Annotated in this window: 23 protein-coding genes; 14 read left to right on the top strand and 9 right to left on the bottom strand. The window is 69.2% G+C overall.

The window, feature by feature from the left end; genetic code table 11:
• Positions 1-9 precede the first annotated feature (9 nt).
• Positions 10-990, bottom strand: coding sequence for a Bug family tripartite tricarboxylate transporter substrate binding protein (locus L1Z78_RS11695; RefSeq protein WP_234641652.1), 981 nt, complete (start codon positions 988-990; stop codon positions 10-12).
• A 136-nt stretch (positions 991-1,126) separates the two neighbouring features.
• Here L1Z78_RS11695 and L1Z78_RS11690 point away from each other — a divergent pair, with 136 nt between their 5' ends.
• From L1Z78_RS11690 to L1Z78_RS11655, 8 genes are all read left to right on the top strand, one after another.
• Positions 1,127-2,017 carry a LysR substrate-binding domain-containing protein gene (locus L1Z78_RS11690; protein ID WP_234641651.1) on the top strand — a complete coding sequence of 297 codons (891 nt, stop codon included), beginning with the start codon at positions 1,127-1,129 and terminating at the stop codon, positions 2,015-2,017.
• 87 nt (positions 2,018-2,104) lie between these two features.
• A complete protein-coding gene (locus L1Z78_RS11685; protein ID WP_234641650.1) occupies positions 2,105-3,100 on the top strand; it encodes a LacI family DNA-binding transcriptional regulator in 996 nt (331 codons plus the stop codon).
• A gap of 70 nt (positions 3,101-3,170) precedes the next feature.
• The gene (locus L1Z78_RS11680; protein WP_234641649.1) at positions 3,171-4,196 is read left to right on the top strand and encodes an ABC transporter substrate-binding protein; all 1,026 of its coding nucleotides are present in this window, start codon (positions 3,171-3,173) and stop codon (positions 4,194-4,196) included.
• Between the two features lie 14 nt (positions 4,197-4,210).
• Entirely contained in the window at positions 4,211-5,047 is an 837-nt protein-coding gene (locus L1Z78_RS11675) for an ABC transporter permease (RefSeq protein WP_418921696.1), read from the top strand.
• A gap of 2 nt (positions 5,048-5,049) precedes the next feature.
• On the top strand, positions 5,050-5,850 hold the full coding sequence (locus L1Z78_RS11670; RefSeq protein WP_234641648.1) for an ABC transporter permease: 801 nt from the start codon (positions 5,050-5,052) through the stop codon (positions 5,848-5,850).
• Complete coding sequence (locus L1Z78_RS11665) at positions 5,840-6,901, top strand: ABC transporter ATP-binding protein (RefSeq protein WP_234641647.1); 1,062 nt, start codon at positions 5,840-5,842, stop codon at positions 6,899-6,901. Before L1Z78_RS11670 ends, L1Z78_RS11665 begins: the two co-directional genes overlap by 11 nt.
• A 21-nt stretch (positions 6,902-6,922) precedes the next feature.
• Entirely contained in the window at positions 6,923-7,753 is an 831-nt protein-coding gene (locus L1Z78_RS11660) for a phosphodiesterase (protein WP_234641646.1), read from the top strand.
• Between the two features lie 48 nt (positions 7,754-7,801).
• Entirely contained in the window at positions 7,802-8,371 is a 570-nt protein-coding gene (locus L1Z78_RS11655) for an HD domain-containing protein (protein ID WP_234641645.1), read from the top strand.
• A 15-nt stretch (positions 8,372-8,386) separates the two neighbouring features.
• On the opposite strand, the gene L1Z78_RS11650 is transcribed toward L1Z78_RS11655, so the two are convergent.
• Positions 8,387-8,872, bottom strand: coding sequence for a winged helix-turn-helix transcriptional regulator (locus L1Z78_RS11650; RefSeq protein WP_234641644.1), 486 nt, complete (start codon positions 8,870-8,872; stop codon positions 8,387-8,389).
• 114 nt (positions 8,873-8,986) lie between these two features.
• Between L1Z78_RS11650 and L1Z78_RS11645 the strand changes: the two genes are divergently transcribed.
• Positions 8,987-10,285 carry a D-amino acid dehydrogenase gene (locus tag L1Z78_RS11645; protein WP_234641643.1) on the top strand — a complete coding sequence of 433 codons (1,299 nt, stop codon included), beginning with the start codon at positions 8,987-8,989 and terminating at the stop codon, positions 10,283-10,285.
• A gap of 3 nt (positions 10,286-10,288) precedes the next feature.
• A complete protein-coding gene (alr, locus tag L1Z78_RS11640) occupies positions 10,289-11,407 on the top strand; it encodes an alanine racemase (RefSeq protein WP_234641642.1) in 1,119 nt (372 codons plus the stop codon).
• A 17-nt stretch (positions 11,408-11,424) separates the two neighbouring features.
• Here alr and L1Z78_RS11635 read toward each other — a convergent pair whose 3' ends face one another.
• Entirely contained in the window at positions 11,425-12,321 is an 897-nt protein-coding gene (locus tag L1Z78_RS11635; protein ID WP_234641641.1) for a LysR family transcriptional regulator, read from the bottom strand.
• Between the two features lie 149 nt (positions 12,322-12,470).
• On the opposite strand from L1Z78_RS11635, the gene L1Z78_RS11630 reads away from it, so the two are divergent.
• The gene (locus L1Z78_RS11630; RefSeq protein WP_234641640.1) at positions 12,471-13,808 is read left to right on the top strand and encodes an arylsulfatase; all 1,338 of its coding nucleotides are present in this window, start codon (positions 12,471-12,473) and stop codon (positions 13,806-13,808) included.
• A complete protein-coding gene (locus L1Z78_RS11625) occupies positions 13,805-14,809 on the top strand; it encodes a tripartite tricarboxylate transporter substrate binding protein (RefSeq protein WP_234641639.1) in 1,005 nt (334 codons plus the stop codon). Before L1Z78_RS11630 ends, L1Z78_RS11625 begins: the two co-directional genes overlap by 4 nt.
• Before the next feature lie 12 nt (positions 14,810-14,821).
• On the opposite strand, the gene L1Z78_RS11620 is transcribed toward L1Z78_RS11625, so the two are convergent.
• From L1Z78_RS11620 to nikR, 3 genes are all read right to left on the bottom strand, one after another.
• Positions 14,822-15,535, bottom strand: coding sequence for a DUF4198 domain-containing protein (locus tag L1Z78_RS11620; protein WP_234641638.1), 714 nt, complete (start codon positions 15,533-15,535; stop codon positions 14,822-14,824).
• 15 nt (positions 15,536-15,550) lie between these two features.
• The gene (locus tag L1Z78_RS11615) at positions 15,551-17,620 is read right to left on the bottom strand and encodes a TonB-dependent receptor (protein ID WP_234641637.1); all 2,070 of its coding nucleotides are present in this window, start codon (positions 17,618-17,620) and stop codon (positions 15,551-15,553) included.
• 115 nt (positions 17,621-17,735) lie between these two features.
• On the bottom strand, positions 17,736-18,158 hold the full coding sequence (gene nikR / locus L1Z78_RS11610; RefSeq protein WP_234641636.1) for a nickel-responsive transcriptional regulator NikR: 423 nt from the start codon (positions 18,156-18,158) through the stop codon (positions 17,736-17,738).
• 204 nt (positions 18,159-18,362) lie between these two features.
• On the opposite strand from nikR, the gene L1Z78_RS11605 reads away from it, so the two are divergent.
• Positions 18,363-18,722 (top strand): hypothetical protein, encoded by a 360-nt coding sequence (locus tag L1Z78_RS11605; protein ID WP_234641635.1) that lies wholly within the window; start codon positions 18,363-18,365, stop codon positions 18,720-18,722.
• On the opposite strand, the gene L1Z78_RS11600 is transcribed toward L1Z78_RS11605, so the two are convergent.
• Positions 18,715-20,259, bottom strand: a complete 1,545-nt coding sequence (locus tag L1Z78_RS11600; protein ID WP_234641634.1) for an MFS transporter — start codon at positions 20,257-20,259, stop codon at positions 18,715-18,717. The genes L1Z78_RS11605 and L1Z78_RS11600 overlap by 8 nt on opposite strands.
• Positions 20,260-20,382: 123 nt before the next feature.
• Here L1Z78_RS11600 and L1Z78_RS11595 point away from each other — a divergent pair, with 123 nt between their 5' ends.
• Positions 20,383-21,279 (top strand): LysR family transcriptional regulator, encoded by an 897-nt coding sequence (locus tag L1Z78_RS11595; protein ID WP_234642150.1) that lies wholly within the window; start codon positions 20,383-20,385, stop codon positions 21,277-21,279.
• A gap of 122 nt (positions 21,280-21,401) precedes the next feature.
• Here the strand turns inward: L1Z78_RS11595 and L1Z78_RS11590 are convergent, their stop codons facing one another.
• A complete protein-coding gene (locus tag L1Z78_RS11590) occupies positions 21,402-21,980 on the bottom strand; it encodes a TetR/AcrR family transcriptional regulator (RefSeq protein WP_234641633.1) in 579 nt (192 codons plus the stop codon).
• Complete coding sequence (locus L1Z78_RS11585) at positions 21,973-22,566, bottom strand: dihydrofolate reductase family protein (protein ID WP_234641632.1); 594 nt, start codon at positions 22,564-22,566, stop codon at positions 21,973-21,975. The genes L1Z78_RS11590 and L1Z78_RS11585 overlap by 8 nt, the downstream gene beginning before the upstream one ends.
• Positions 22,567-22,684: the final 118 nt, after the last annotated feature.

Genomic DNA, 22,684 nt, shown 5'->3' with positions numbered 1-22,684 from the left:
CTCCTTGTCCTAATCCAGCCGGACGCCGGACGATTTCACGAGTCCGGCATAGGCGGCCCGGCCTTGCCGCAGCGAATCGGCCAGGGCCGCCGGGCTGCGTCCCAGCGGCTGCATGCCGTTGGGCTCCAGCACCGTGGAGGCAATGCCCTGCCTGACGATGCCGGCGACGTCCGCATTGATCTTGCGCACCACCTCGGGCGGCGTCCCCGCAGGCGCCATGAGGATGAAATTGACCTGGGGATCGAGCTGTGCAAACCCCGATTCGGCCAGCGTGGGCACGTCCGGCAGCAAGGGACTGCGCGATGGACCGGTGACGGCCAGCGGTTTCATGGCTGCGCTTTTCAGATGCTGCAGCGCCGGCCCCCCGATGCCTCCCAGCACCAGTTGCACCTGGTTGGCCAGCACATCGCGGATGGCGTCGGGATAGCCCTTGTAGGGCACGTGCACCAGCTCGATGCCGGCGAGCCGGGAAAAAGAGTCCATGGCCAGATGCACGATGTTCCCCGTTCCGAACGATGCATAGTTCAGCGTGCCCGGCCGGGCCCTGGCCAGCGCCACCAGTTGCGAAAGGTTGCGCGCCGGCAGGTCTTTTGCGGCAGACAGCACCATCTGCAATTGCGCGAGATCGACCACCGGCGTGAAGTCCGCCAGCGAGTAGCCCAGCTTGCGGAACAGGTGCGGGTTGAGCGTGAAGACGCCGTCGTCGCACAACAGCAAGGTATGGCCGTCGGCCGCCGCCTTGGCCACGAGATTGGCCGCGATGATCTGATTGCCTCCCGGCCGGTTGTCGACCACCACCGGCTGCCTCCATTGAAGGCTCAGCTGCTGTGCCACGCTGCGTGCCAGCACGTCGGAGATGCTGCCGGCCGAGTAGGACAGCACCAGCGTGACGGGGCGATCGGGAAAGCCCTGTGCCCCGCTGCACAGAGGCGCCAGCGCGCAGACCCAGGCACAGATGCAACGGGCGACCCGTGTGGCGAGTGAGCGCATGGACTTCCTCCCGAAGGTGTGGCGATTGAGATGACAGCGGTTGTGCAGGCCATTCTCAAACCCGTGCCCCATACTGTCCAATACCGATTGGGCGATCAGCCATACCATGGAGGTATCTCCAAGCAAAGGAACGGCCATGGATCTGCGGCACATGCGTTACTTCCTCGCACTGGCCCAGGAGCAAAGCGTCAGCCGCGCGGCCGAGCGCCTGCACATGGCCCAGCCACCTCTGTCACGCCAGATGCGCCAGATGGAGGAAGACCTGGGCGTGGAGCTGTTCGTGCGCACCTCCCGGGGCATACAGCTGACCGAGGCGGCGCAATCCCTTTTGCGCGACGTGCCGAACATCCTTGAGCTGGCCCGGCTGGCCCGTGAGCGCGCGCTGCGCGCGGGCAAGGGCTTGCTGGGAGACCTGGACATCGGCATCTTTGGCTCCGGGGTGCTCAACGTCATTCCGCGGCTGATCGGCAGCTTTCACAACCAGCGGCCCGAGATCCGCATCCGCCTGCACAACCTGACCAAGGGCGAGCAGATCCAGGCGCTGCGCGAGCACCGGATCCACGTGGGCTTTCACCGCCTGCCGCCGGCCGAACCCGACCTTGCCGTCTGCCTGGTCCTGCGCGAGCCCATGTACGTGGGCATGCACGAAAGCCATCCGCTCAGTGCCAAGACCGCGATCACCCTGCGCGATCTGGAGCGCCAGCCCATGATCCTGTATCCGAACACGCCGCTGGCCGGACTGGCGCAAGAGGTGATTGCCGCCTTTCGGCGAGAAAAAGTGCAGATCGAGGTCATGCAGGAAGTGGAAGACGTCACCACCTGCATCGCGCTCGTCTGCGCGGGGCTCGGACTGTGCATCACGCCGGAGTCGGGGACCATGCTGAGACTGCCGGGCGTGGTCTTTCGCCCGCTGCGGTCGCGCTTTCTCCGGGACATCGAGCTCAGCTGCGTCCACCGACGGGAGGACCCTTCGCCGGTCCTGGCGGCCTTCATGGCCGTGGTCAGGGACTATTGCGACAGCGCCTGAGCCGCCACAAAACCTTCACAGCCAAGTCACTGCCCTGTCACGCGCGCCGGCTGCAATGTAAACGTTTTCAAGAAATCGTTTACAGCCATGAGCATCACCGAGGTTGCACGCCGCGCGGGCCTGTCCGTGGCCACCGTCTCGCGCGTCTTCAATTCTCCCGAGGTCGTCAATGCAATGACGCGCAGCAAGGTGCTGCGCGTGGCGGGCGAGGTGGGCTATGTGGCCAATGCCAGCGCCCGCACGCTGCGCACGCGCAGCAGCAAGGTGCTGGGCGTGGTGCTGCCCACGCTGACCAATCCGGTATTCGCCGAATGCCTGCAGGGCATTGCCTCGCAGGCGGCGCTGCGCGGCTATGCGATCTCGCCCTGCACCACCGAGTACGACCATGGCGGCGAGGAAGACGCCGCCACGCGGCTGCTGGCCAGCGGCGTGGATGCGCTGGTGCTGGTGGTCTCCAATCCCCATGACTCGGCGGCGCTGGCGCGCGTGCGTCAGTCCGGCAAGCCCTATGTGCTGGCCTACCACCACACGCCCGAGCATGCCTGCGTGGGCGTGGACAACACGGGCGCCGTACGGGACCTGGTGCAGCGCCTGGCCGCCGCAGGGCACCGCCGCATCGGCATGGTCACGGGCCAGTTGCAGGCCTCGGACCGTGCACAGCAGCGCTGCCAGGGCTATGCGCTGGGCATGCAGGCCGCAGGGCTTGCGCCGCTGCCGGTCTGGGAGGTGCCCTTTGCCGCCACCGCCGTGCAGATGCTGCGGCAGCACCTGGCCGAGCCCGCGCCACCCACGGCCATCGTCTGCAGCAACGACCTGCTGGCCATACGCACCATCCGCGCGGCGGCGCTGGCAGGGCTGTCGGTGCCGGCGGACCTGAGCATCGCGGGCTTCGACGGCATCGCCATCGCCGGTGATCTCACTCCCTCGCTGGCCTCCATCTCCCAGCCCAACCACGACATCGGAACCGCTTGCGTGACGCTGCTGTGCGATGCGCTGGCAAGCAGGACACCCCTGGGCCCGCAGGACAGCCGGTGCCTGCCCCATGGCTGGCGCGGCGGCGAATCCTGCCAAGGCCTGGACTAGACAACAACGGCCCGGGCACCGCCACGGGCATCCCCCTCCCCCACGTTTCTCTTCCCTTCAAGGACACGACATGAACCTGCCGACCTTTGCCTTCAAGCCCTTCTTCAAACGCCTGGCCTTGCTGGCCGCCACCACGGCCGTCTGCGGCACGGCCCTGGCCCAGAGCGCCATCTGCTACAACTGCCCGCCCGAATGGGCCGACTGGGGCACGCAGATCAAGGCCATCAAGGCCGATACCGGCATCACCGTGCCCCCCGACAACAAGAACTCGGGCCAGTCGCTGGCCCAGCTCGTGGCCGAGAAGGCCAGCCCCGTGGCCGATGTGACCTACCTGGGCGTGACCTTCGCCATCCAGGCGCAGAAGGACGGCGTGGTCACGGCCTACAAGCCCGCCAACTGGGACCAGATCCCTGCGGGCCTGAAGGACCCCAAGGGCGAGTGGGTGACCATCCACTCGGGCACGCTGGGCTTCATGGTCAACAAGGCGGCCCTGGGCGGCAAGCCCGTGCCCCAGTCCTGGGCAGACCTGCTCAAACCCGAATACAAGGGCCTGGTGGGCTACCTGGATCCGGCCTCGGCCTTCGTCGGCTATGTGGGCGCCGTGGCCGTGAACCAGGCCATGGGCGGCAACCTGGACAACTTCCAGCCCGCCATCGACTTCTTCAGGAAGCTGCAAAAGAACGAGCCCATCGTGCCCAAGCAGACCTCGTACGCGCGCCTGCTGTCGGGCGAGATCGGCATCCTGCTGGACTACGACTTCAACGCCTACCGCGCCCGCTACAAGGACAAGGCCGACGTGGACTTCGTGATCCCCAAGGAAGGCACCGTGGTCATGCCCTACGTGATGAGCCTGGTGAACAAGGCACCGCACGCTGACAACGGCAGGAAGGTGCTGGACTATGTGCTGTCCGACAAGGGCCAGTCCATCTGGGCCCATGCCTACCTGCGCCCCGTGCGCGACGTGGCCCTGCCCAAGGAGGTGGCCGGCCACTTCCTTCCGGCCAGCGAGTACGCACGCGCCACCTCGGTCGACTACCAGAAGATGGCCGATGTGCAAAAGGGCTTTGCCACGCGCTACCTGCGTGAAGTGCGTTGAGAGGGGACTGCATCGTGGGCATTTCCTCCAAGGCGCCGGGTGACTGGCGCGCCCGCGCCCTGCTGCTGGCCTGCAGCGCGCCGGCCGTGGCCTTCTTCGCCGCCTTCTGGCTGCTGCCGGCCGGCCTGCTGCTGGCGCTGCCGGCGCATGCGGGCTGGCACACCTACTTCGCCACACTGACCGATGGGCTGTACCTGCAAAGCCTGCTGCAGACCCTGGGACTGTCGCTGGCGGTGACGCTGGCCACGCTGGCCATCGGCGCGGTGATGGGCATCGCGCTGGCGCGCCACCGCTTCGCGGGGCGCGGCCTGCTGCTGTCGCTGCTGACGCTGCCGCTGTCGTTCCCGGGCGTGATCATCGGCTTTTTCATCATCCTGCTGGGCGGGCGCCAGGGGGCGCTGGCCGACCTGTCCGTGGCCCTGGGCGGCGAGCGGCTGACGTTTGCATACGGCCTCACGGGCCTGTTCCTGGGCTATCTGTACTTCTCGCTGCCGCGCGCCATCGCCTCGTACACGGCAGCGGCCCAGGCGCTGGACCCGCACCTGGAGGAGGCCGCGCGCTCCATGGGCGCCAGCGCCTGGTCGGTGGCGCGCGATGTGTGGTGGCCGCAACTGCTGCCCACCACGCTGGCCTGCGGCGCCATCGTCTTCGCGACCGCCATGGGCGCCTTCGGCACGGCGTTCACGCTGTCCAGCAAGTTCGAAGTACTGCCCATCACCATCTACAACGAGTTCACCAACTACGCCAACTTCGCTCTGGCCGCCAGCCTGTCGATCACCCTGGGGCTGATCACCTGGTTCGTGCTGTGGGCGTCCCGGCGCCGGGCCGGCCCGGCCGCTGCAGGAGCCTGAGCATGCAACGCACCTCCCCCAGGATGCCCGCCGCCATGTGGCTGGTGACGGCCGCCATCACGCTGTTCATGCTGGCGCCCATGCTGCTGTCCGTGCTGGCCGGCCTGGTCGAGAACTACGGCCAGGGCCTGTCCGGCGGGCTGACCACGCGCTGGCTGTCCGAGGTCTGGGCCGGCTACGGCAACACGGTGCTGATGTCGCTGCTGCTGGCCTGCGCCTGCGTGGCCCTGACCCTGCTGCTGGGCGTGCCCTGCGCCTATGCGCTGGCGCGAAGCCGCTCGCGCTGGGCCCAGCACTTCGAGGAGCTGCTGACCCTGCCCGTGGCCATCCCGGGCCTGGCCAGCGCCCTGGCCCTGCTGCTGGCCTATGGCAGCGTGACCGCCTTCCGCCAGAGCTTCGCCTTCATCCTGGTCGGCCATGTGGTGTTCACCCTGCCCTTCATGGTGCGCATGGTGGGCGCGGCGCTGCGCCGCCCGGAGCTGGTCTCGCTGGAGGAGGCGGCCCGCTCGCTGGGTGCCTCCTTCGCGCAGCGCCTGCTGGGCGTGCTGGTGCCCGCCGTACTGCCCGCCATCGTGGCCGCCAGCCTGATGGTGTTCACCCTGTCCATGGGCGAGTTCAACCTCACCTGGATGCTGCACACGCCGCTGACGCGCACCCTGCCCGTGGGGCTGGCCGACAGCTATGCGTCCATGCGCATCGAGGTGGGCTCGGCCTACACCCTCATCTTCCTCATCGTCATCCTGCCCGTGATGTGGGCGCTGCAGGCGCTGGGGCATTTCATCGAGAAGCACTATGGAAAATAAGAGCGTCGCCATCGACATCCGGCAATGCGCCAAGACCTATGCCGACGGCACGCGCGGCCTGCAGGCCACCGACCTGCATGTGGCGCCCGGCGAGGTGCTGGCCCTGCTGGGCCCTTCGGGCTGCGGCAAGACCACGCTGCTGCGCATCATCGCGGGCCTGGAGACGCCGGACGCGGGCAGCCGCATCGCCTTCGGCGACACCGATGTGACCCGGGTTCCCATCGAGCAGCGCCAGGTGGGCATGGTGTTCCAGCACTACGCGCTGTTTCCGCAGATGAGCGTGCAGGCCAACATCGGCTACGGCCTGCGCATCAGGGGCGAGCCCCAGGACGCGCAGCGCCGCGCCGTGGGAGAGCTGGTGGACCTGGTGCGCCTGAACGGCCTGGAGCACAAGCGCCCCGCCGAGCTGTCGGGCGGCCAGCGCCAGCGCGTGGCCCTGGCCCGTGCCGTGGCCTCGCGCCCGCGCGTGCTGCTTCTGGACGAGCCGCTCACGGCCCTGGACGCCAAGCTCAAGGAAACCCTGCGCGACGAGCTGGCCCAGTTGCTGCGCCAGTTGCGCATCACGGCCGTGCACGTCACCCACGACCAGCAGGAGGCCATGGCGATTGCCGACCGCATGGCGGTGATGCAGGCCGGCCGCATCCTGCAGGTGGGCGACGGCGAGAGCCTGTATCGCCAGCCGGCCCACCCCTTCGTCGCCACCTTCCTGGGCCGCGTCAACCAGGTCGAGCGCAGCCAGGACGATGCGCGCGGCAACCGGCTGGTGCTGGCCGGCATGGCGCTGGACTGCCCGGCAGGCTGCGCGGGCGCCGCCCGGCTGCTGCTGCGCCCCGAGGACATTGAGGTCTGCACGGCCGACACGCCGGGCGCCGTGCCCGCATCGGTCGCGCGCCGCGTCTTCCTGGGCGACCGCCTGCAACTGACGCTGGAGCTGGCGGGCCACGCGCCGCTGGTCGCCGACGTCGCCCGCGACCATGTCGCGCAGGCCGGCGAACGCGTGGGCCTGCGCATCGCCCCCCACCAGTGGATGCCCGGCCACGCCGCTGCCTGAAGCCAACACCCCTCCTCTGCCATGACGACTTTCCTGGTGCAACTCACCGACCTGCATATCCGCGAACCCGGCCGCCTGACCTACCGCCGCATCGACACCGCCCAGTACCTGGAGCGCTGCGTGCACAGCGTGCTGGCGCTGGCGCAAAAGCCGCACGCCGTGGTGATCACGGGCGATCTGACCGACTTCGGCCGGCCCGCCGAGTACACCCATCTGCGCCAGTTGCTGGCCCCGCTGGGCGAGCTGCCCCTCCACCTGCTGCCGGGCAACCACGACGACCACGACGCGCTGCGCGCGGCCTTTCCCGAACATGCCTGGCTGGGCCGCGAGGGCTTCATCCAGTACGCGGTGGACATCGGCGGCCTGCGCCTGATCGCGCTGGACACCGTGGTGCCCGGCCACAGCGAGGGCGCGCTGTGCGAGGACCGCCTTCAGTGGCTGGAACTTCAGTTGATCGCCAGCGCCGGCCGCCCCGTGGTGATCGCCATGCACCACCCGCCCTTCGAGACCCTGATCGGTCACATGGACCGGATCGGCCTGCTGCAGGGCGCGCCCGAACTGGAGGCACTGATCGCACGCCATCCGAATGTGCAGCGCGTGATCTGCGGCCACCTGCACCGCAGCATCCAGGTGGCCTTCGGCGGCACGGTGGCGCAGACCTCGCCGGCCCCGGCCCACCAGGTCTGCCTGGACCTGGCGCCCGACGCGGCATCGGCCTGGACGCTGGAGCCGCCGGGCTTCATGGTCCATGCCCTGCCCCCGGGCGGGCGCCTGGTCAGCCATGCCGTGGCCAGCGGACGGTTCGACGGGCCCTATCCGTTCTGGGATGCGGATGGGCGGCTGATCGACTGACGGCCCGCTGCGCACGGCCCTGGTGAAACCGGACGAGAATATCCGGCCATGGACATAGCAAACATCAAGGGCCGCCTGGACTTCCTGCGCGAGGCGGAAAAGCTCAAGAGCGTGCTGCGCAGCGCCCACACCTCGACCGGCCGCTGCGAGAGCACGGCCGAACACAGTTGGCGCCTGTGCCTGATGGCCATCGCCTTCGAGGACCAGCTCGCCGGGCTGGACATGCTCAAGCTGCTCAAACTGTGCGTCATCCACGACCTGGGCGAGGCCATCCACGGAGACATCCCCGCCGTGGAAAAGAACCAGCACCCGGACAAGAGCGCACAGGAAAAGGCCGACCTGCTGCACCTGGCCCGCTCGCTGCAGCCCGCGCACCGCGACGCCATCATGGCGCTGTGGCAGGAGTACGAGGACGCCGCCACCCCCGAGGCCCGCGCCGTCAAGGCCCTGGACAAGCTGGAGACCATCCTGCAACACAACCAGGGCATCAATCCGCCCGATTTCGACTACGAGTTCAATCTGGGCTATGGCAGGAAGTACACGGAAGCCGACCCGCTGTTCTCGGTGGTACGCAGCATCCTCGACGAAGACACGCGGGCACGCGCCCGCCAGGGCTGAGCCCCGGGCGGCCCCTCACCGATCCACCGGCAGCGCCAGCGTCTCCTTGACCTCCTCCATCACCACATAGCTGTGGGACTCCGCCGGCACGGGCAGCTTCTTGAGGATGTCGCCCAGCAGGCGGCGGTATTCGCGCATGCCGCCCAGGCGGGCCTTGACCAGGTAGTCGAAGCTGCCCGAGACCAGGAAGCACTCCAGCACGTCGGGCACGTGCAGCAGTTCCTGGCGCACCTTGTCGAAGACCTCGCCCGACTTGGACGAGAGCTTGATCTCCACGAACACCAGCAGCGTCTTGCCCAATGCCTCGGGCGAGAGATGGGCGTGGTAGCCCGTGATCACGCCATCGCGCTCCAGGCGCCGCACGCGCTCCGAGCAGGGTGTGGCCGAGAGGCTGACCTGCTCGGCCAGCTCGGTCATGGAGATGCGGCCGTCGCGCTGGAGCACGTCCAGGATCTTGCGGTCGGTGCGGTCGAGCACGCGGTTTTCACTTCTGGTGGCCATGGCGCCAGTCTCCCATGCAAATCAATCACTGAAGAGTAGCAATATTTCAGTGATTTCCACTGCCTCATCGTCAATAGACTTTGATTTCATCTTGTTGACCTGGCGGTGAAACCCATGAAAGTCCTAGTTCTTGGCGGCGGTGTGATCGGTGTGACCAGCGCCTGGTATCTGGCCCGGGCCGGTGCCCAGGTGACCGTGCTCGACCGGCAGGACGCGCCCGCCGCCGAGACCAGCTTCGCCAACGCGGGCCAGGTCTCGCCCGGCTACTCCACGCCCTGGGCCGCGCCCGGCATTCCGCTCAAGGCACTGAAGTGGATGCTGCAGGAGCACGCGCCGCTGGCCGTGCGCCTGGACGGCAGCCTGTTCCAGCTGCGCTGGATGGCGCAGATGCTGCGCAACTGCACGGCCGCGCGCTATGCCGTCAACAAGGAACGCATGATGCGCGTGGCCGAGTACAGCCGCAGTTGCCTGCAGCAGCTGCGTGCCGACACCGGCATCGCCTACGAGCAGCGCACGGGCGGCACGCTGCAACTGTTCCGCACCCAGGCCCAGCTGGACGCCGTGGGCCGCGACGTGGCCGTGCTGCGCGAATGCGGCGTACCCCACGAGCTGCTGGACCGCGACCAGCTCGCCGGCGTGGAGCCCGCCCTGGCCCAGGCGCGCGAACGGCTCACGGGCGGCCTGCGCCTGCCCAGGGACGAGACCGGCGACTGCCACCGCTTCACCAACGAGCTGGCCCGCATCGCCGCCGGCCTGGGCGTGGATTTCCGTTTCAACCAGACCGTGGACGGCCTGGTGGTCGAGGGCGATCGTATCGCCGGCGTGCGCGTGAACGGAGAACTGCTGACGGCCGACCGCTACGTGATGGCCTTCGGCAGCTACTCGCGCCAGGCGCTGCAGCCGCTGGGACTGGATCTTCCGGTCTATCCCGTCAAGGGCTATTCGCTGACCGTGCCCATGGGCAATCCCGCGCTGGCGCCCCAGTCCACGGTGCTGGACGAGACCTACAAGATCGCCGTCACGCGCTTCGACGACCGCATCCGCGTGGGCGGCATGGCCGAGCTGGGCGGGTTCGACCTGCGCCTGGACCCGCGCCGCCGTGCCACGCTGGAGCTGGTGGTCAACGACCTGTTCCCCGGGGGCGACGTGGCGCGCGCCAGCTTCTGGACCGGCCTGCGCCCCATGACGCCTGACGGCACGCCCATCGTCGGCGCCACGCGCTACCCCAACCTGTTCCTGAACACCGGCCACGGCACGCTGGGCTGGACCATGGCCTGCGGCTCGGGCCGGCTGATCGCCGACCTGATCACGGGCCGCAGCCCGGAAATCAGCACCGACGGGCTGGCACTGGACCGCTATGACCGCCAGGCCCCGGTGCCAGCCCGTGCCCCCGGCGCCCCCTTGTCCGCCTGAGCCATGGCGCGCCCCGCCTTCGCCCGCATCGACCTCGGCGCACTGCGCCGCAACTACCTGACCGCCCGCCGCCTGCACGGCGGGCGCGCCCTGGCCGTGCTCAAGGCCAATGCCTACGGGCACGGCGCCGTGCGCTGCGCCCAGGCCCTGGACGGGCTGGCCGACGGCTATGCCGTCGCCTTCCTGGAGGAAGCCCTGCCGCTGCGCGCTGCAGGCATCCGTGCGCCCATCCTCGTGCTCGAAGGCCTGTTCGACCGCGAGGAACTGCAGGTCGCCAGCGCCCACGGCCTCTGGCTCGCCGTGCACCAGGACGCCCAGTTGCGCATGCTGGAACAGGCCGGGGCGCGGCATGGCCTGCATGCCTGGCTCAAGATCGATTCGGGCATGGGGCGCGCAGGCTTTGCGCCCGCACTGGCGGCCTCGGCCCATGCACGGTTGCAGGCCTGCGCCGCCGTGCAGCAGGTCACGCTGATGACGCATTTCGCACGCGCCGACGAGCCCGGCCAGGGCATGACGTCCGCGCAGATCCGCCGCTTCGACGAAGCCACGGCCAGCCTGCCCGGCGACCGCAGCCTGTGCAACTCGGCCGGCCTGCTGGCCTGGCCCGAGGCGCGGCGCGACTGGGGCCGCGTGGGCATCGCCTTGTACGGAGCCGACCCTTTGGCGGAGTCCACGGCCGGCCTGCAGCCCGTGATGGGCCTGCACAGCCAGGTCTTTGCCGTGCGCACGCTGCAGCCCGGCGATCCGCTGGGCTATGGCGCCCGCCATGTGGCCCGGCGCCCCACGCGCGTGGGCCTGGTGGCCATGGGCTATGCCGACGGCTATCCGCGCACGGCGCCGGACGGCACGCCCGTGGCCGTGGACGGTCAGGCCGCGCAGCTGATCGGCCGCGTCTCCATGGACATGCTCACGGTCGATCTCACCGACCTGCCGGAGGCCGGCATCGGCAGCGCCGTGGAACTGTGGGGGCCACGCATCGATGTGAACACCGTGGCGCGGGCCGCAGGCACCATCGCCTACGAGCTGCTGTGCAACGTCAAGCGCGTGCCGCTGCAGTACACGGATGGCGATGACAGCGCCCATCCTGCCCGCACAGTGGCCACGGCCGACATGGCCGCCTGAACCGGACCCGGCCCCCGCTATCCGACCGTCAAATCCCTGAGCGCCGCCATCAGCGGCGACCACTGGGCCTTGGGGTGGCTGATCAGCAGCCAGCTGCGGCGCGTGCGCAGCGCGGGGATGGGCAGGGCCTGCAGGCGCTCGGGGCTGCCGCGCAGCACATGGCTGGGCACGTAGCACAGCAGGTCGGTCTGGCCCACGATGTCGATGGTGGCCTCGGTGTTGTGCTGGATTTCCAGGGCCACCGTGGGTGCGCCGAAGCCCTGGGCCGCAAAGGCCTCGTCGACCACCCTGCGTGCGGCGGCCCCTGGCGCAGGCAAGGCCCAGGCGTAGTCCTGCAAATGTCTCAGTTGCAGGCCCTCTTGCAGCGCCACCTGCGTCAAAGGGTGGCGCGGCCGCGCGGCCACCCACAGTTCGTCCTCGCCGATGGCCACCTGGGCGCAGCGCGTGGTGTGGCCGGGATAGGACGGCACCACGGCCAGGTCCAGGCTGCCCTCCAGCAGCGCACGTTCCAGGTCGTCGGACTTGCCCACGGTCAGCCGCACGCGCAGGCCGGGACGGCGGCGCAGCAGCTCGGCCACGGCGCGCGTGGCACGGCTTTCGGAGGTGGCCTGCGTGAAGCCCAGGCGAATCAGCCCCACATGCTGCGCCTGGATGTCGCTGGCGGCGCGCAGCGTCTGCTCATGCTGCAGCACGAGCTGGCGCGCGGGCTCCATGAACAGCTGGCCGCTGCTGGTCAGCACCACGCCATGCGTGCCACGCTTGAACAAGGCCGCGCCCACGCCCTGCTCCACGCGGCGCACGATCTTGGAGACGGCCGGCTGGCTCACCTGCAGGGCGGCCGCAGCACGCCCGAAATGACCATGCTCGGCCACGGCCAGGAAGCAGACCAGTTCGTTGTAGGCAAATCCCGTCACACCACTCCTTTGTCAACCAAGAAAAACGCACAAGCTTGCTTCAAAACAGCGCAAAGCCATTCCAATCTTGCATCGATTCTCGCCCCTTTGGTTATCAGATTTCACACGCTTGTGGCTAGAGTTTTGGCATGGAAACTTTGCGCCACATCATGAACCCACCGAACATCGTGCTCATCGTCGCGGACAACCTGGGCTGGGGAGAACTGGGCTGCTACGGCGGCGGGGCGCTGCGCGGCGCGCCCACCCCACGCATCGACCAGTTGGCCTCGCAGGGCCTGCTGCTGCAGAACTTCAATGTGGAAAGCGACTGCGTGCCCACGCGCTCGGCCCTGATGACAGGGCGCCACCCCATCCGGACGGGCGCCCTGCAATCCGTGCCGGCAGGGCTGCCGCAGGGCCTGACTCGCAACGAGGTCACCCTGGCCCAGCTGCTGTCGGCCCAGGGCTATGCCACGGCGCATTTCGGCAAATGGCATCTGGGTGATATTCCAGGCCGTTATCCCAGCGACCGGGGTTTCGACGAGTGGTACGGCATTCCCCGCACCACGGACGAAAGCCAGTTCACCGCCACCACCGGCTACGACCCCAGCGTGGCCCCCCTGCCCCACATCATGCAGGGCCGGGCGGGCAGCCCTTCGCAGGACGTCAAGGTCTACGATCTGGCGGCCCGGCGCGACATCGACGCCGAGCTGGTGGAGCGCTCTCTGGACTTCATGCGCCGCCACCATGCCCAGGCCCGCCCCTTCTTCCTGTACCTGCCCCTGGTGCATCTGCACTTTCCCACGCTGCCGCACGCGGACTTCGCGGGCCGCACCGGCCAGGGCGACTTTGCCGACTCCATGGTGGAGATGGACCACCGCGTGGGCCAGATCGCCGACGAGATCGACCGCCTGGGCCTGCGCGAGGACACCTTGTTCATCTTCTGCAGCGACAACGGCCCCGAATTCCGCCAGCCCTACCGCGGGACGGCCGGCCCCTGGCGCGGCACCTACCACACGGCCATGGAAGGCAGCCTGCGCGTGCCGTTCATCGCACGCTGGCCGGGCCGCATCCAGGCCGGGCGCACCAGCAATGAAATCATGCATGTGACCGACATCTTCTCCACGCTGGCGGCCGTGGCCGGCGCGCCCGTGCCGCAGGACCGGCCCATCGACGGCGTGGACCAGACAGCCTTCCTGCAGGGCGAGGCGCGCTCGGCGCGCGAAGGCTTTCTCTTCTACATCAAGGACCAGCTGCGGGCCGTGAAGTGGCGCGACTGGAAGCTGCACTTCTACTGGGAGCCCGAGGTCAATGAAAGCAAGGGCAAGCTGGAGTCGCCCTACCTGTTCAACATCGTGCGCGACCCCAAGGAAGAGCATGACGTGCTCATCTTCAACACCTGGGTTCTCAATCCCGTGCTGACCATGGTCAAGCAGTTCAACGACAGCTGCAAGGCCCACCCCAACACCGCCGCAGGCGCACCCGACCACGGAGATCCGCTGCCATGACCGCTGCGCAAGCCCACACCGGCTTCCCGATGAAAAGCCGCCGGCATGCGCTGGCGCTCCTGGCAGCCATTGCGCTGCCTGCCGCGCACGCGGCGGAGCCTGCCGCGCCCCCTGCCACGGGCAAGCCCATCACCTGGATCGTGGGCTTTGCCCCCGGCGGCAGCCTGGATGTGCTGACCCGCCAGGTGGCCCGGCAGCTGGAGGCCCAGGCGGGCGTCAGCGTGGTGGTGGAAAACCGGCCCGGCGCCTCGGGCGCCATCAGCCTGCAGGCCGCTGCCAAGGCGCCCGCCGACGGCCTGACCCTGGTGTCCGTGCCGGGTCCCCAGTTGACCCCGCCATCGGCCGGCCGCCAGCCCGAAGTAGGCCGCGAACTGACTGCCGTGGCCGTGATGGCGCGCGGCGCCATGGTGCTGGTGGGTCCGGCCGCGGGCGCCGCCGACAACCTGGCCGAACTGGTGGCCGCCATGAAGGCCAGGCCCACCCAGTGGAGCTATGCCAGTTCGGGCACGGGCACGTCCCAGCACCTGGCCGGCGAGCTGCTCAACGCCATGGCGGACACGCGCATGGTGCATGTGCCCTACAAGGGCGGGGGCCAGGCCGTGACCGACGTGGTGGGCGGGCAGATTCCCCTGGCCATGCTGGGCGTGACGCCGGTGCTGCCGCACATCCAGTCGGGCCGGCTCAAGGCCTATGCCGTGACCAGCGCCACGCGCGTGGACAGTCTTGCCGCCGTGCCCACCCTGCGCGAGGCGGGCGTGCCCGGCTACGAGGCCGAACAGTGGTACGCCGTGGCCGTGCCGGCCGCTACACCGCCCGGGAAGCTGGCCCAGCTCAACCAGTGGATCAACCAGGCCATACAGTCGCCCGAGCTGCGCCCCACGCTGCAGGCCGCGGGGGCCGTGGCCACGCCCATGTCCCTGCCCGACATCCAGCGCTTCATGTCCCAGGACAACGCCAAGTGGAAGAAGCTGGCGGCGGACCGGAGACTGGCAGTGGACTGAACCGCACCCCAATCAATGTGCCGAGAACGCCAGCAGGTACTCGTAGCTCATGCTGGTGGTGCGCGCATCGCCGGCCACGGGCAGGCGCACGATGGCCAGCAACTTGTTCAGGCCCGCGCGCGGCAGCACGGTGACCAGGCCCTCGGCATCGGTCACCAGCGGCTCGCCCTGTTCTCCCAGTGACACGCGCACGCCGGCGCGTGGCTTGCCGTCGAGCAGCACCAGGAACTGCTGCGGCTCGCCCGCATGCGGGGCACGCCGGGTCCTGGCGATGATCTCGAAAGTCTGGCCCAGCCTCTCGCGGGCGATGGGACCCCATTCGATGAGGGTCTTGTGGAACTTCAGCGCATGCACGCCGCTGGTGGCGCCGGGGTTCTCGTTCATCGGCAGGTTGACCATGGGGCCGTCGCCCACCTTGCTGAAGAAGCCGTTGTCGAAATGCGCTGCCAGCAAGGCGGCGCGGCGCGCGGGCGTGACCCGGGCGCCACCGGGGCGGGGCTGGATGGCGACCTCGATGCGCCGGCCCCGCGCGTCATAGGCCTGCACGCTTTTGAGCTTGTCGGCGGGGAAGGTTTCCAGCCGGCCTTCATGACCGCCGAACTGCACGCTGTAGGCGCCGTCGGCATCGGGCTCCAGCCAGACGTTGTGGGCCAGCGCCACCGGCGCAGCAGCCAGCAGGGCCGAGATGGCCCAGCCCTGGCACGTCGATTTCCAGAGTTTGCGCATGGTGTCTTCCTTTTTTCAGAACTGTGCCTGCACGCCGATCTTCAGCGTGCGCGGTGCTCCGGGGGCGAACAGCTGGGCACCGCCGATGACGGAGGACGAGGTCGCATAGGCCTTGTCCGTGAGATTGCTGACCATGGCGTAGACGCGGCTGCGCGCGCCTGGCAGGCGGTAGCCCAGCCCCAGGTCCCAGGTGGCATAGCCGCCATAGGCCACGCTGTTGTCCGCATTGACGGCGTAGCGCCCCACGCGGCGCCAGGTCAGCGTGCCCTCCCACTGCGCCACGGGGCGCCAGGCCAGGGCCACGGTGGCGGTATGGCGCGGCACGCCGGCCACCTGCCTGCCGACCAGGGCCGGGTTGCCGTTTTCCGTCACGCGCGATCGCGCGCTGCCCCAGGCGATCTCCAGGTCCAGGTCCTTGCGCACGGCCCACAGCACGCTGGCCTCCACGCCCGTGCGGCGCGTGGCGCCGTAGTTCTCATAGACGCCAGGCGCCACGTTGCGGATCTCTTGCGTGGACTGCAGGCGGTAGGCCGCCATGTCCAGCACCAGGCCGTCCACCGGCTTGAACTGCGCCCCCACTTCGGTCTGGCGGAAGATGTTGGGATCCAGCCGAGCCGCGCCCAGCGCGTACTTGGCGAAGTTGCTGGCCAGCGCAAAACCCTCGGACCAGCTGGCGCGCAGCAGCACGCCCGGTGCCACCTGGGAGCGCAGGCCCAGCTTGGGGCTGGCATGCGAGGTGCGCGCCAGCGGGCCACAGGGGTCGGAGCCCGTTTCCGGGCCGTTGAGCGCGCACCCGCCCGTGAAGCGGTCCCAGCGCAGTCCCGCCGACAGCTGCAGCAGGCGGTGCACGGGCGCGTCGACCTCGGCATAGGCCGACAGGCTGTCGAGCCGGGAGTCGCGGTCATTGATGGCCGGCGCCGTGCGCTGGCGCTGCTGCAGGCCGTCGTAGTAGAGATAGTCGGTGGATTCGCGGAAAGTCTCCAGCCCCGCCACCCAGTTGAGCGGCGTCAGCGCCGTGACGTGGCGGCCATTGAGGCTGGTGCCCGCGCCGTAGACCGCGCGCTCGTAGCTTTCCTCGCGCTGGCGCCACTGGGCTGCATTGACGGGCCGGCTGAACCAGCGCGTGAAGCTTTGCCGCGTGGTGTAGGCAAAGGCCAGCCAGCCCAGCTGCGGCGACAGCGCGTACCGCGCGTCGGCGCGCAGCGTGGCGAAGTTCTTGCGCGCACCGTCGTTCATGGCGCGCGGGTCCCTGCCATAGGGGTCGATGGCGAACTGCGCGGCCGTGACGTAGCCGGGCGAATCGCCTTCGGCATGGTGCAGGCGGGCGGACAGCGCCAGTTCCAGTTGCGGGGTGAGCAGCTTGCTCCAGCGCAGGGCGGCCGTGCTGCGCTGCGATGACGATTGCGCCCGAAAACCGTCGCTGCGGTAGTGCTGGGCCGCGAGGTTCAGGAACTCGCCCTCGCCCAGCTTCAGTCCCAGGGCGGCCTGGGCATCCAGGGTGCCGTGCGAGGCCATGCTCAGGTCCGCCTGCCGGTACTCGCCCTGCTTGCGCGTGTCGATGGCGATCAGGCCGGCGCGGTTGAAGTTGCCGTACAGGGCCGAGACCGGGCCCTTGTAGACCGTCAGCCGCTCGATCTCCAGCGGCACGATGACGTTCAGGTCCACATAGCCGTCGGCATGCGACATGGCCTCGTTGAGCGGAATACCGTCCAGCACCACGCCCACGTCTCCCCCATGGCCGCCACCGCCGAAGCCGCGCAGGACGATGGCATCGCCCACGCCGGACAACTGGTAGTTGCTCACATTCATGCCGGGGACCTTGCGCAGCAGGTCCTGCACCTGGCTGACATGGGCGTGCGCCACCTCATCACTCTCCAGCTCGGTGGAGGAATAGGCGGCGGCGCCACCGCGCGCGGCCTGCCCCTTGACCTCGACGGTCTGCAGGCTGGCGAGGTTCTCCGGCAGGGTGGCACCCGGCTCGGGCGGGCGTGCACCAGCATGGGGAATGGCAGCCAGTGCCAGCAGGCTGGCCGCCACGATCTGGTGCAGGAAAGGCGGGGATGAAGGGCGAGGTTGCGGATGCATGGAGTTCGTTCGTGATGGGTATGAAGAAAAAAGCAAACTTCATACCGACCTGAACCCGCCCCGCGCGATCAGGCCGGGCGCCCCCGCCATCCCCTGTGCCTGCCCTGGCGCAGCCTCAGTGCGTGTGACCGGCCTGCGGTCGCACCATCACCACGTTGAGCTGGCCATGGTGCACGCCGCGCTCGGCCATGAGGGTGTCGGCAAAACGCCGCACGGCACGGGCCGGCCCGCGCAGCATCACGGTCTCTATGCATTGCTCATGGTCCAGGTGCACATGGGTGGTGGCCATGTGCAATTCGTGATGGTCATGCTGAAGGGCCGCCAGGCGTTCGGACAGGTCGCGCTCATGGTGGTTGTAGACATAGGACAGGTTGGCCACGCAGGGGCCGTCGGCATCCTGGCTCTCGCGCACGCGCGCCAGGTGGACGCGCAGCACGTCGCGTATGGCCTCGGAACGGTTGCCGTAGCCCCGCGCGGCGATCCATTGGTCGAAGTCGCGGGCCAGTTCGTCGTCGATGGAAATGGTGAAGCGTTCCATGGGCTGCTCAGGGTGGAGATGCCGGCCATTGTCCCGCCATCCGCAGCGCGGGAAATCCTTGCAGTGCGCACACATCACTGTCAGCATGCCCATGCAATAGCGACAAACCACCAGCTATACGCTTTGTTCACATTCGCGCCATATCCGGTTACGCTGGGCGAGGTTGCGCGGTGCGCACCCGTCGATCGCTGAAAGGGGCGCGGCATGCAGTATTCATTCGGTCAGCTTCTGGACATGCTGCTGTCCCTGCTGGAGGCTGCGCCTGCCTGTTCCTCGCGCGAGGAATCCTTCGAGCAGCTGCGTTCGCTGTGGCTGCAAACCCACACCTATTTCTCTGCCCCGGACACCGAGCTGCGCCGCATCGCCTCTCGCCGGCTGGCGGAATCGCACGGCTGGAAGGACCTGGAAGGCGATCCCTGCCATCTGGACCACGATCCCGGCAACGGCAACGCCCTTCGCATCTACCTGCACCGCGATGGCGGCATGGTGATCCAGCGGCTGCAGGGCGATGGCGGCCAGATCCTGTTTTCCCGCCTGGGCATGCAGCTGCAGCCCGCTAGCTGAGCCCGCGCACCGCCTCGGCCGGACTGGTCGGCCGGGCCATGCCTCCGCGCCCTCCCCGCTCCAGCAGCCACAGCACGGTCAGCGCCGTGGCCACGGCCAGCCCCGCCAGCAGCAGCAGCAGGTCATGGAACGCCGCGCCGTAGGCCAGCGAAAACAAGGCATCGTGTCCCGGCATGGCCTGGCTGGCCCGGGCCAGATCGGCCTGCGCGATCAGCCCCGCCAACTGCTGGCGCAGCGCGGGATCGCCGGGCTCCAGCGCACCGAGCCGCCCGCGCACCAGAATGGCCAGCACCGCGCCCGTCACCGCCAGGGCCACGCCATCGGCCGAAATGCGCACGGTATTGAAGATGCCGGTGGCCATGCCCACGCGCTCGGGCGCCACGGTGCTCACGGCCAGCCCATCCATCAGGCCCCAGGGCAGCCCTATGCCGACGCCGATCAGCAGCAGCGGCCAGGCCAGCGCCATCCCCGGGCCCTGCCCGAAGGCCACGGCCAGCCAGCCCAGGCCCGCCGCGGCCAGCAACAGCCCGGCGGCAGACAGACGGCCGGGGCCGACCCACCGCGACAGCGAAGCCGCCAGCACCGGCACCACCAAGAGGGGTGCGGCCAGCCAGCCCATCATGCGGCCGGCCTCCAGCGGCGTGAAGCCATCCACGCCGATGAAGCGCCCTGGCAGCATGACCACCAGCGAGATGAACAGAAAGGCCGGTGAGGCAGCCAGCACCTGCACGCCCAGAAAGCCCCGCTGGGTGAACAGCGCAAGGTCCAGCAAAGGCTGCGCCGTGCGCCGCTGCACCGCCACGAAGACCGCGAGCAGCGCCGCGGACGCCGCCAACGATGCCAGCACCTCGCCATGGGCCCAGCCGCGCTCGGGCACCAGCAACATGCCGTAGGTGAACCCGCCAAGGGCCAGCGTGAAACTGAGTGCGCCCAGCCAGTCCGGCCGCCCGCCCGGCGCCCGCGCCTCGCCCCGCATGCCGACCCACACCATGGGCAGGGCCAGCAAGGCGACCAGGCCGGTCGCATGGAAGACCCAGCGCCAGCCCAGGCCATCCACGATGGCGCCGGACACCCAGGGGCCGAAGGCCAGGCCCAGGCCGAAGGTCGTACCCAGCAGGCTGAAGGCCCTGGCCCGCGCCGCCCCCTCGAACAAGGGCGCCAGCGAGGACATGGCCGCCGCAAAGGCCACGGCGCCACCCAGCCCCTGCAGCAGCCGCAGCAGATCGGCCCACAGCAGCTGCGACGCCATGCCCACCGCAAGGCTCGACGCGGCAAACCATGCCAGGCCCAGCAGCCACAGCCGGCGCCGGCCATAGATGTCCGTGAGGCTGCCGGCCACCATCATGGCGCTGCCGTAGCTGAGGATGTAGGCATTCATGACCCATCCCAGCTGCGAGGGCGAGCCGCCCAGCGCGGCGCCGATGGAGGCCAGGGCCACGGCCGGCCCGGTAAAGCTCAAGGGGATGAGCAGGCCCGTCAGGCAGACGGCCAGCAGCTGCAGCCATTTCAGGAGGCTGTCGTGGGAGAGGGAAGACATGGATTCCTCGGTGGTTCATCGAATGGCTGCCAGCGTAGGCCGCCCATGATTTGAGAAAATCCATCTTCATTTCCAAACACTTGGGATGCTCAAGTCTTGAATCAGAACCCCAACCCCATGGAAATAGACAGCCTTGGCAACATCGGCGTCTTTGTCCGCGTGGCCGAGCGGCTGGGCTTTTCCGCAGTGGCGCGCGAGCTGGGTCTGTCGCCCTCGGCGGTGGGCAAGGCCATCGCCCGGCTGGAGGAGCGCCTGGGCGTGCGCCTGTTCAACCGCAGCACGCGCGCGCTGGCGCTGACGGCCGAAGGCGAGCGCTTTCTGGAGCGCTGCCGCCGCATCCTGTGCGAGGTCGAGGCGGCCCAGCTGGAGCTGCGCCACGCGGGCGAGCGGCCCCATGGCCGCCTGAGGATCAGCCTGCCCCGCCACTCGGGCCTGTTCGAGGAGGCGATCTCGGACTTCCTGCTGGAGTACCCCGAGGTCGAGCTGGACCTGAACTTCTCGGACCACCTGGTCGATGTGATCGGCGAAGGCTTCGACGTGGCCATCCGCGCCGCGCCGCTGGAGGATTCCGCACTCAGGCACCGGCGGCTGGGAGATTTCCGGCGCGTGCTCGTGGGCTCGCCCACCTACTTCCAGCGCCATGGCCGGCCGCAGCGCCCCGCCGACCTGGCCGGCCACCTGTGCCTGCACTACCGCTTCGCGGGAACCGGCCGGCTCGAGCGCTGGCCGCTGGCCGGCCAGGCGCAGGACGGCGCTCCGCCAGAGCTGCCCCGCAGCGTGGTCTGCAACAGCGTGGAAATGCGCATCTTCCTGGCGCTGCGCGGCCAGGGCATCGCCTGCCTGCCCGACTTCACCGTGGCCCGCCAACTGGAGCAAGGCCTGCTGGAGACCGTGCTCGACCACCACGTGGCCGGCACGCACAACCAGGGCACGGTCTGGCTGGTCTGGCCGCCGGGGCGCGATCTCTCACCCAAGGTGCGCGCCTTCCTCGACTTCATGGCGCGCAGGCTGTTTGCCTGACCCTCTTCCGCCATCAGGCTGCGCAGCCGCGCCACGGCGGGCTTGGGAGCCCAGGGCCGCGCGGCCCGGCGCTTCGAGGCCGGCTTCACGGGCCGGGAGCAGGCCGGCCTGCGCGTGGAAGCCTAAACCGCAGGCGCGCGCAGCAGGCGCGCCAGCCCCTGCTCGAAGCGGCCCCGCAGGGCGTGCGCGCCATCCCGGGACAGGGCCAGGGCCAGCGCGTGGCCATGCGTGTAGTCGATCAGCAGGTCCAGCAGCACATCCCCATCGTCTTCAGCCGGGCCACACAGGGCCCGGACCTCGGCGCGCAACCGCTGCGTGAACGCGGCCAGCGACGCGGTGAACAGGTCCGGATCGCCCAGAATGCACACCGTCAGCGCCGGATGCAGGCGCACGCGCTCCATGTAGCCGGCCAGCAGCACCTGGATGCGCCGCGCCGGCCCCAGGCCCCGGCCGGGCTCGGGCAACGGCCGTCCATGCACACGCTCGACCAGGCCGCGCATCAGCGCATGCTGGTCTCCCACATGGTGGGACACCGACATGGGCGTGATGCCCAGCCGCCGCGCCAGCGGCCGCAGGCCGAATCCCTGCGGGCCCAGTGCCTCCAGCAGCGCCAGCCCCGCGTCCAGCACCCGATCACGGTCGAGCGCCTGCCCTGCCGAGGGGCGGCCGCGCCGCACGGCGGCAACCACCTGCTCACTCATCGCCGCCGCCCCGCACCCTGCCACCGGCCCGCACGCGGTAGCGCGTGCTGACCATGCCGTTGGCATAGGCCTGCGAGCCCAGGCAGTCCAGGCGCAGATCACAGCCTATGTCGCCGAACAGCGGTCGCCCCGCGCCGATCAGCACCGGCACGCGGGTGAGGGTCATCTCGCCAATCTCGCCCACCGCGAGGAAGGCGCGGATCACGGCACCGCCATCGATGTACGCATGACGCCAGCCCTCGGCGCGCAGCCCGGCCACCAGTTGCGCGGGCTGGGCGTCCGTGATGCGCAGCCGGCCGCTCAGGTGGCGGGGCACATCGCCGGCGGCCAGCGTGCGGCTCATCACCACCACCGGCTTTTCAAAGGGCCAGGCATCGAAGCCCAGCACGCTTTCGTAGGTGGAACGGCCCATGACGATGCCGTCCACGGTGCTCATGAAGGCTGCGTAGCCATAGTCCTCCCCGCCGCCCGCCTCGCTGGCTGGGAGCCAGTCGAGCGAGCCATCTGGCCGCGCGATGAAACCGTCGACCGAGGTGGCGATGAAGACCTTGCCGAACGCCTTGTCGGATGCAGGGTTGCGGGGCATGGCGATCTCTCCGTCAAATCAAACATACACCGTATGATAATTCGTTCCACGCGCCGCCGTCATCAGGCGTAGGCAAGGATGTCGTCCAGCGGCCGGCCCGGCTCGAAACGGTCTGCGG

The organism is Delftia tsuruhatensis, assembly GCF_903815225.1.
Lineage (GTDB): Bacteria > Pseudomonadota > Gammaproteobacteria > Burkholderiales > Burkholderiaceae_C > Comamonas > Comamonas tsuruhatensis_A.
Note: the sequence above shows the minus strand (reverse complement) of the source record. Positions and strands in the feature narration are given on the sequence as shown.